Annotated in this window: 7 protein-coding genes, 1 rRNA gene and 1 riboswitch; of the genes, 7 read left to right on the plus strand and 1 reads right to left on the minus strand. The window is 48.3% G+C overall.

Annotation, left to right across the window (positions count from 1 at the left end):
- Positions 1 to 4: 4 nt before the first annotated feature.
- From ABEA66_RS09650 to ABEA66_RS09660, 3 genes are all read left to right on the plus strand, one after another.
- The gene (locus tag ABEA66_RS09650; protein WP_079913375.1) at positions 5 to 1,258 is read left to right on the plus strand and encodes a DUF4097 family beta strand repeat-containing protein; all 1,254 of its coding nucleotides are present in this window, start codon (positions 5 to 7) and stop codon (positions 1,256 to 1,258) included.
- A gap of 102 nt (positions 1,259 to 1,360) precedes the next feature.
- Entirely contained in the window at positions 1,361 to 1,798 is a 438-nt protein-coding gene (gene perR, locus ABEA66_RS09655; protein ID WP_079913374.1) for a peroxide-responsive transcriptional repressor PerR, read from the plus strand.
- Between the two features lie 138 nt (positions 1,799 to 1,936).
- Positions 1,937 to 3,685: a glycosyl hydrolase family 18 protein gene (locus tag ABEA66_RS09660; RefSeq protein WP_345587406.1), complete on the plus strand. Its 1,749-nt coding sequence runs from the start codon at positions 1,937 to 1,939 to the stop codon at positions 3,683 to 3,685.
- Positions 3,686 to 3,759: 74 nt separating this feature from the next.
- Here the strand turns inward: ABEA66_RS09660 and ABEA66_RS09665 are convergent, their stop codons facing one another.
- Positions 3,760 to 4,107, minus strand: coding sequence for a DUF2614 family zinc ribbon-containing protein (locus ABEA66_RS09665; RefSeq protein WP_079913372.1), 348 nt, complete (start codon positions 4,105 to 4,107; stop codon positions 3,760 to 3,762).
- Between the two features lie 117 nt (positions 4,108 to 4,224).
- On the opposite strand from ABEA66_RS09665, the gene ABEA66_RS09670 reads away from it, so the two are divergent.
- From ABEA66_RS09670 to ABEA66_RS09685, 4 genes are all read left to right on the plus strand, one after another.
- Positions 4,225 to 5,094 (plus strand): nucleotidyltransferase-like protein, encoded by an 870-nt coding sequence (locus ABEA66_RS09670; RefSeq protein WP_345587407.1) that lies wholly within the window; start codon positions 4,225 to 4,227, stop codon positions 5,092 to 5,094.
- A 50-nt stretch (positions 5,095 to 5,144) separates the two neighbouring features.
- Positions 5,145 to 5,281: riboswitch (TPP riboswitch) on the plus strand.
- Between the two features lie 93 nt (positions 5,282 to 5,374).
- The gene (gene thiS, locus ABEA66_RS09675) at positions 5,375 to 5,575 is read left to right on the plus strand and encodes a sulfur carrier protein ThiS (protein WP_079913371.1); all 201 of its coding nucleotides are present in this window, start codon (positions 5,375 to 5,377) and stop codon (positions 5,573 to 5,575) included.
- Between the two features lie 57 nt (positions 5,576 to 5,632).
- Positions 5,633 to 6,406: a thiazole synthase gene (locus tag ABEA66_RS09680; RefSeq protein ID WP_345587408.1), complete on the plus strand. Its 774-nt coding sequence runs from the start codon at positions 5,633 to 5,635 to the stop codon at positions 6,404 to 6,406.
- Positions 6,407 to 6,867: 461 nt separating this feature from the next.
- Positions 6,868 to 7,124 (plus strand): 16S ribosomal RNA (locus tag ABEA66_RS09685); the annotation flags it as partial.

A 7,124-nucleotide genomic window follows, 5' to 3' on the forward strand; every position in this document is an offset into this window, starting at 1 on the left:
TACGATGCGAAAAGCAGGACGTTACACGGCTGCGCTGCTTCTGGTTTTAGTCGGGGCGGCGGTAATTGCCGATCAGTACATGGGATCGCAGTGGACAGCGCTTCTTGTTAACTGGTGGCCCGTATTGTTTGTAGCTTTGGGCGTTGAGTATATTTTATTTAATATGAAATACGGAGACAGCGACAAGCAGCTGAAGCTGGATCTAGGCGGCGTCATTATTGCGGTTATCCTCTCCGCTATTGTCATTGGCAGCACGCAGTCCGCCGCGCTGTTCCGCAATTGGTCGGCCAATCTCAATTTGGGAGATGCGGTGCTTTCCTTCACCCAAGGGGATGGACACAAATTTGAACAGGGAACGACTGAAATCGTGTTGGCCAGCGGGGTGGATAAGGTAACGGTTAATAACCCTTCGGGCAATGTCGTTCTAAAGCAGGGAACTACGGATAAGCTTCAAATTGAAACGACCGTGTACGTGGCCGTGGATGACGAGCAGGAGGCCAAGCGAATTGCTTCCGAGGCGCGGTTGGAGCAGCGGGTTCAAGGACATGAGCTGACGTTAACCTCCACAGGAGCAGAGTACGGAGGCGGGTTCTGGCAACAGCGCAAGGCGCGCACTGATCTGGTGATCAGCCTGCCGCAGCAAATCAAGCTCGACATGGATCTGGAGACAAGTAACGGCTCCATCACCGCGGAACAATTGGCTTTCAAGCGGGAGCTGAAGGCCAGGACGACCAATGGAGAAATCCAGGCTGCTTCCATCCGGGCCGATAACATAGAGCTTCGATCCACCAATGCCCGCATCGCAGCTGTAAAGACCCAAGGAAGCATGAAGCTGGATTCAACCAACGGCGTGCTGGAGGTGCAGGATCATCAGGGGGATGTGAAGCTGACATCGACCAACGGCAGCCTTACCTTGAATCAGGTTAACGGTACCATAGCTGCCAAAACAACGAACGGAAATATTCAGATCCAGGATGTACCCGGCGGATTAAAGGCAGACACAACGAATGGCTCCGTACAAGTTGCGAGCCGCGTTATTAACGGGGATTGGGATATCGAGACGACTCATGGCGGCATCAAGCTGGTACTGCCCCCTAACGGAGACTACACTCTCAAAGGAGAAGGGGAGAGAGACAGTATTCATTCGGCGATTCCGATGCAAATTAATAAGAAGTCGATCGAAGGAGTTGTCGGTACGGGAAAACATAAAATACATTTGGATACGAGTGGAACTATCGATATTCAAAAAACGGAGTAGCACGTTCTTTTTTTCAGCTATCCTGTAACTTCATTGACAAATGTAAATAAAGCCGCGTAAAATAAATCGATACCCTTTTATCGGATTAGGCGGTGAGACAGCATGGATTCACGATTGGAGCAAGCGTTGCACAAATTGAAATCGACAGGCGTACGCATGACCCCGCAAAGACATGCTATTCTGGCCTATTTATTAAATACGATGACGCATCCGACGGCTGACGAGATCTATAAGGCGCTGGCGCCCCGGTTTCCGAGCATGAGTGTTGCAACGGTATACAACAATCTCAAAGTATTTATCGAGGTCGGACTGGTTCGTGAGATGACCTACGGCGATCATTCAAGCCGGTTTGATGCGGATATGTCGGATCATTACCATGCGCTCTGTGAGGAATGCGGCAAGCTCGTCGACTTTTCCTACAAGCCGCTGGATGATTTGGAGAAAACGGCCGGGATAGAGACAGGGTTTTTGGTGAAAAGCCACCGTGTCGAAGTTTATGGGATCTGCTCGGATTGTGCCGGAGCCCGGCAACTGTCGTAAATTGGAACATTCTACTAATATAAGGTATAATGGACGTGCTTAAAGCCTGCTTGGCAATCAAGTGGCTTTCAGTGCGTCTTTTTTGTTAAACTAGTACTAGATTTGAGCGATGACTAGAGTCGCCATGGGAGTGAAGCAATGGAACCGGATTTGATGATGAATCATAGAACGACGAGAAAAAGGTCGAAAAAATGGCGCATATGGACCCTATTGTTCCCCGTATTACTCGGAGCCGCGGCCGTAGTGTACTGGGACAAATATGTTCCGACCAGCCGGCATGAGGATCCCTCCTTCGAGGGAATCGCGAAGCCGATCTTCTATAAAGGCGTTTTATATGATGAGCCGGCCTCGGGGAAGGAAGAGAGCTTGAAGCTGCCCTTTGCCTTAGCCAAGGAATTAATAGATCCGATGATGCTGTACGAGGAATCGAGTGATTCGACCATTATCACGACGCAGGACAAGGTGGTTCGCTTGAGGACAAGCCAGCTGACCGGAACGATTAACGAGAAGCCCTTCAACCTGAAGTTTCCTCTGGAAAAAGTAAACGGAGCCCTGTATCTGCCTATGGAGCCTTTGAAGCAGCTTTACGGGATAGAATTGCGGGAGTCCCAGGACACCGGTGCTGTGATCCTTGTGAAGGAAGGGGACGAACTCAACTGGGGCAAGACGGTATCGTATCCGAACAAGCCGGACAAAACGATTCCGATGCGCAAGGAGAAGTCCATTAAATCTCCGATTCTTGCTGATTTAAAGCAGGGAGAGGACGTTATGATCTGGGGCGAGGAGGAAGAATGGTACCATGTGCAGCTGAAGAACGGGTATATGGGCTACGTCAAAAAAGACCACTTGTTGTCCGATCATGTGGAAAAGGTCCCCAAGCAGGAGCAGCCTCCAAGCTTTGTAGCGCCGAAGTTGGAGGGCGGGAAGATCAATATGACCTGGGAGCAGGTAACGACACCAAAAAGCCCGGATACGTCCAAATTTCCGCCTATGCCTGGCTTGAATGTGGTTAGCCCTACCTGGTTTCATATCGATGACGGTCAGGGCAACTTGAAGAACATTGTTGATCCGGCCTATGTCAAGTGGGCGCACAGCCAAAACTATCATATTTGGGCGCTGTTCAGCAATGGATTTGATCCGAAACGCACGACAGAAGCATTGTCGACCTACGATAAAAGAATGAAGATGATCAAGCAGCTTCTAAGCTTTGCGCAATTATATTCCTTACAGGGCATTAATATCGATTTTGAAAATGTAAATACTAAGGATAAAGAAAACCTGGTCCAATTCGTCCGCGAAATGGTGCCGTTAATGCATGAACAGGGGCTTGTCGTATCGATGGATGTTACGCCGAAGTCTTCAAGCGAGATGTGGTCGGCCTTTTATGACCGGAAAGCTCTTATAGATTCTTTGGACTATATGATGATCATGGCCTATGACGAATACTGGGCCAGCAGCCCTACCGCAGGCTCTGTCTCCTCGCTTCCTTGGGTGGAGAAGAACGTCGTGAAGCTGATGAAGGAGGACCAGATTCCGGCCTCGAAGCTAGTGCTGGGCGTTCCTTTCTATACCCGGATCTGGACGGAGGAGGTCGTTGACGGCAAGAAGAAGGTAAGTTCGAGATCGGTCTATATGGATAATCCGCAAAGAACGATCAAAGAGAAAAATCTGACGCCTGTGTTCCTGCCGGAGGTCGGTCAAAACTATGTCGAGTACAAGGAAGGCGACAAGCTGAACCGTATATGGCTGGAGGATGAGGTATCCATGAAAGCGCGGATGGATATCGTTAATAAATACCAGCTTGCCGGAGTGGCCACATGGCGCAGAGGCTACGAGAACCCGGCTATATGGGAGCTTATAAAGACAGAGCTTAACAAAAAGCCATAACCGGACAAAAAAACTGGCTTCCTTTCTCACCTCATGCAGGTAAGGAAGGGAGCCAGTTTTCTTTGTTTCGGCCGTTAAAGATTGGCTTTGGCATTCGGGTCGTGCTGGGGATCCAGAGAAAGGATCGTTTTGCAGAACATGCAGCGGTCCGTTTTACCGAGAATTTTGGTAGCCTTGCCGCATTCGGGGCATTCGACAACGGTGGTGCTGGTAGACATCATACCGGCCCAGAAATACACTCCCATGCTGGCCAGCATAGAGATAGCTCCGATGACCATACATATACCGGCGATAATCTTGCCTGCTACGCCCCAGTTAAAAACAATGCCTGCTAACCCCACGATCATCAGCAGCATGCCTCCCATGGTCAGCAGCAGTCCCCATAACCGGAATTCATTAACTTTACTGGATTTTAATATCACGGGTGTCACTTCTTTCTTTAGATAAAATGTGAAATTTGTCACTGAAATGATGCAGGAAACCGCCTACTAATGTAGAAATAAGAAGTATCATGGAATGTTATGTAGGAGGCTGCGGCGATGAACGCCCTAAAGAAACAAAGGATTGCCAGGCTCCGGGAAGATGATGCAGTCATGAGTATATTGGCGGTCGATAATCCGTCAATGTTTTCTGCAATCACGGACGGATTCGATCTCCTGTTGCTAGTCATTGTAAAAGAGGGCCTGCAAACTGATCAACAGTATCATTATATAAAAGACGACTGCCGTATACAAGAAAGCTGGTTTACTCCGTCTGCAATTCATCAGCTTATGCTGCACGGAGAGCACCGCAACCTCATTTACTGGATCTTAAAGGGAGAGATTCTTCTGGATCGGAATACGTATTTAGAAGGTTTGCGGCATCGGATGCTGGAATTTCCGTCGGAAATGAGAGAGCACAAGCTGTTAATAGAATTCTCCAGATTTTTGCGCAAATATATGGAGAGTAAAGAATATATTTTGGAGGACCATCTGCTGGATGCGTACAATAACATTCTCGAAGCGCTCCATCATTGGGCGAGGATTGTTATCATCGAAGCGGGAAGCCATCCCGAAATTACCGTCTGGCGTCAGGTAAAAACGATTAATCCCGGAGTATACAAGTTGTATGAGGAGCTCACGCTAAGCAATGAAACGCTCAAGCAGCGCGTCCAGCTAGTGCTTCTTGCTTGCGAATTTTCCGTCATGTCCAAGATGGAGAGATGCTGCGGCCTCTTGCTCTCCCTATTGTCCGGCCGTGAAGAAGCCTGGAGCCTAGCCGAGCTTCAGCAGTGTGAGAAGCTGTCCGACATTCGGTTCGAGCTTCCGCTTATCCTGAACAAGCTGGTGAAGAAATCGCTGGCCAAGGAAATTATCTATACATTGGACGAAGAAGTATCCCAGCTGGAATTACGGTACACAACGAAATAAGGAAACCAAGCGACAAAAACAGCAGTTTCTGCTATACTTATACTCAATTGAATAACCACTAGGGGAGCCTTTTATCGCGAGGCTGAGATAAGAAAGCTTTTTCTTGACCCTTGGAACCTGATTATGGCATGTCTTGTGCGGCATGCTTCTGGATGATACCAGCGTAGGGAAGTGGACGAACGTAAGATGCTGTTTTCGGCATATTTACACCAAGTCAACCTCTTGTGCGCGGTTGGCTTTTTTTGTTGTCAATTTTACCTGGAAAGCGTGGTGTGATGGTGTGAGACTGATCATTAACGGGGAAGCGAGAGAAGTAGATCAGGTAACGAATGTTGCCGAGCTGCTTACTGTTTTCAAACTTGAGCAAAAAATACTGGTCATCGAGCTGAATCGGGACATTATCGAGCGCAGCGAGTATGCCAATACAGCTCTCAAGGAAGGCGACTCTCTTGAAATTGTTCACTTTGTAGGCGGGGGTTAAGGATTGATTTGCCCGTTATACTTGCTTGCACATTCATATTAATGGAGGTTTGTACAAATGAATGACGTGTTAAAAATCGGCCCCTATGAATTCAAATCCAGATTGCTGCTAGGGACAGGCAAATTCACTTCGCTGGATATTCAAAACCAAGCCGTTCAGGCTTCCGAAGCGGATGTTCTTACCTTCGCTATTCGCCGTCTGCCTATCGATAACCCGGAAGCTCCTAATTTCCTGGAGACGCTGGATTTGAAAAAGTTTACGCTTCTCCCTAACACGGCGGGCGCTTATACTGTAGAAGAAGCCGTTCGTATTGCAAAGCTGGCCAAGGCATCGGGCCTGTGCGACATGATTAAGGTGGAAGTCATCGGTGATCCGAAGACTCTGCTGCCGGACCCTATCGGAACGTTAGAAGCTACAAAAATACTGGTGGACCTTGGCTTCATCGTGCTGCCGTATACCTCGGACGATCCGATTCTGGCGCGCAAGCTGCAGGAAGCGGGAGCCGCCGCAGTTATGCCTGGAGCTTCTCCTATCGGTTCGGGACAGGGCATTGCCAATCCGAATCAGCTTCGCTTTATTATCGAAGAAGCGAAAGTTCCTGTAATCGTTGACGCGGGTATAGGCGGTCCGGCAGATGCTACATTGGCAATGGAGCTGGGTGCCGATGGCGTACTTCTGAACACGGCCGTCGCCGGCGCTCAGGATCCGGTTCTCATGGCGGAAGCATTCAAGCTGGCTGTCATTGCGGGACGTAAAGGATTTATGGCGGGGCGCATTCCTAAAAAGAGATATGCCTCTGCAAGCAGCCCGGTCGAAGGAATGATCGAATAGCTTGAGCTCGTATTCGAAACCTGAAGGGAGTACGTCTGGTTTAGACAGGCGTGCTTCTTTTTTTCTGTAAGCTATCGAAAAGAAAGCATCTGCCTTGGAAGATGATTCGCTGAATATTTTTTCAAAATAACGCTTGACTTTATATATAAGCCTATGATACATTAACTCTCGCCGCTAAAAACGGCAAACACATCCGAAACAAATCAAGCTTAATAAGAAAAATAAATTTCAAAAAAAGCTTGCATTAAGATGGGTGAATGTGATATATTAAGAAAGTCGCTGCTAAACAAAGCGACACGAAATGACAAGATGAAAATTACAAAAGTAATGAAGTTTTGTCGAGACATTGTCCTTTGAAAACTGAACAACGAGTGAATGTTTGAACAGAGAATGAAAATTCTCGCTAGCATTGAATTTTGAGCTTAAGACAAGCTCTATTATAGATCACTTCGGTGATCACTTTAATGGAGAGTTTGATCCTGGCTCAGGACGAACGCTGGCGGCGTGCCTAATACATGCAAGTCGAGCGGTCCCTTCGGGGATAGCGGCGGACGGGTGAGTAACACGTAGGCAACCTGCCTGTAAGATCGGGATAACTATCGGAAACGATAGCTAAGACCGGATAGCTGGTTCTCTCGCATGAGGGGATCATGAAACACGGAGCAATCTGTGGCTTACAGATGGGCCTGCGGCGCATTAGCTAGTTGGTAGGGTAATG

The sequence above is a fragment of the Paenibacillus vulneris genome (genome assembly GCF_039543185.1).
GTDB classification, from domain to species: domain Bacteria; phylum Bacillota; class Bacilli; order Paenibacillales; family NBRC-103111; genus Paenibacillus_S; species Paenibacillus_S vulneris.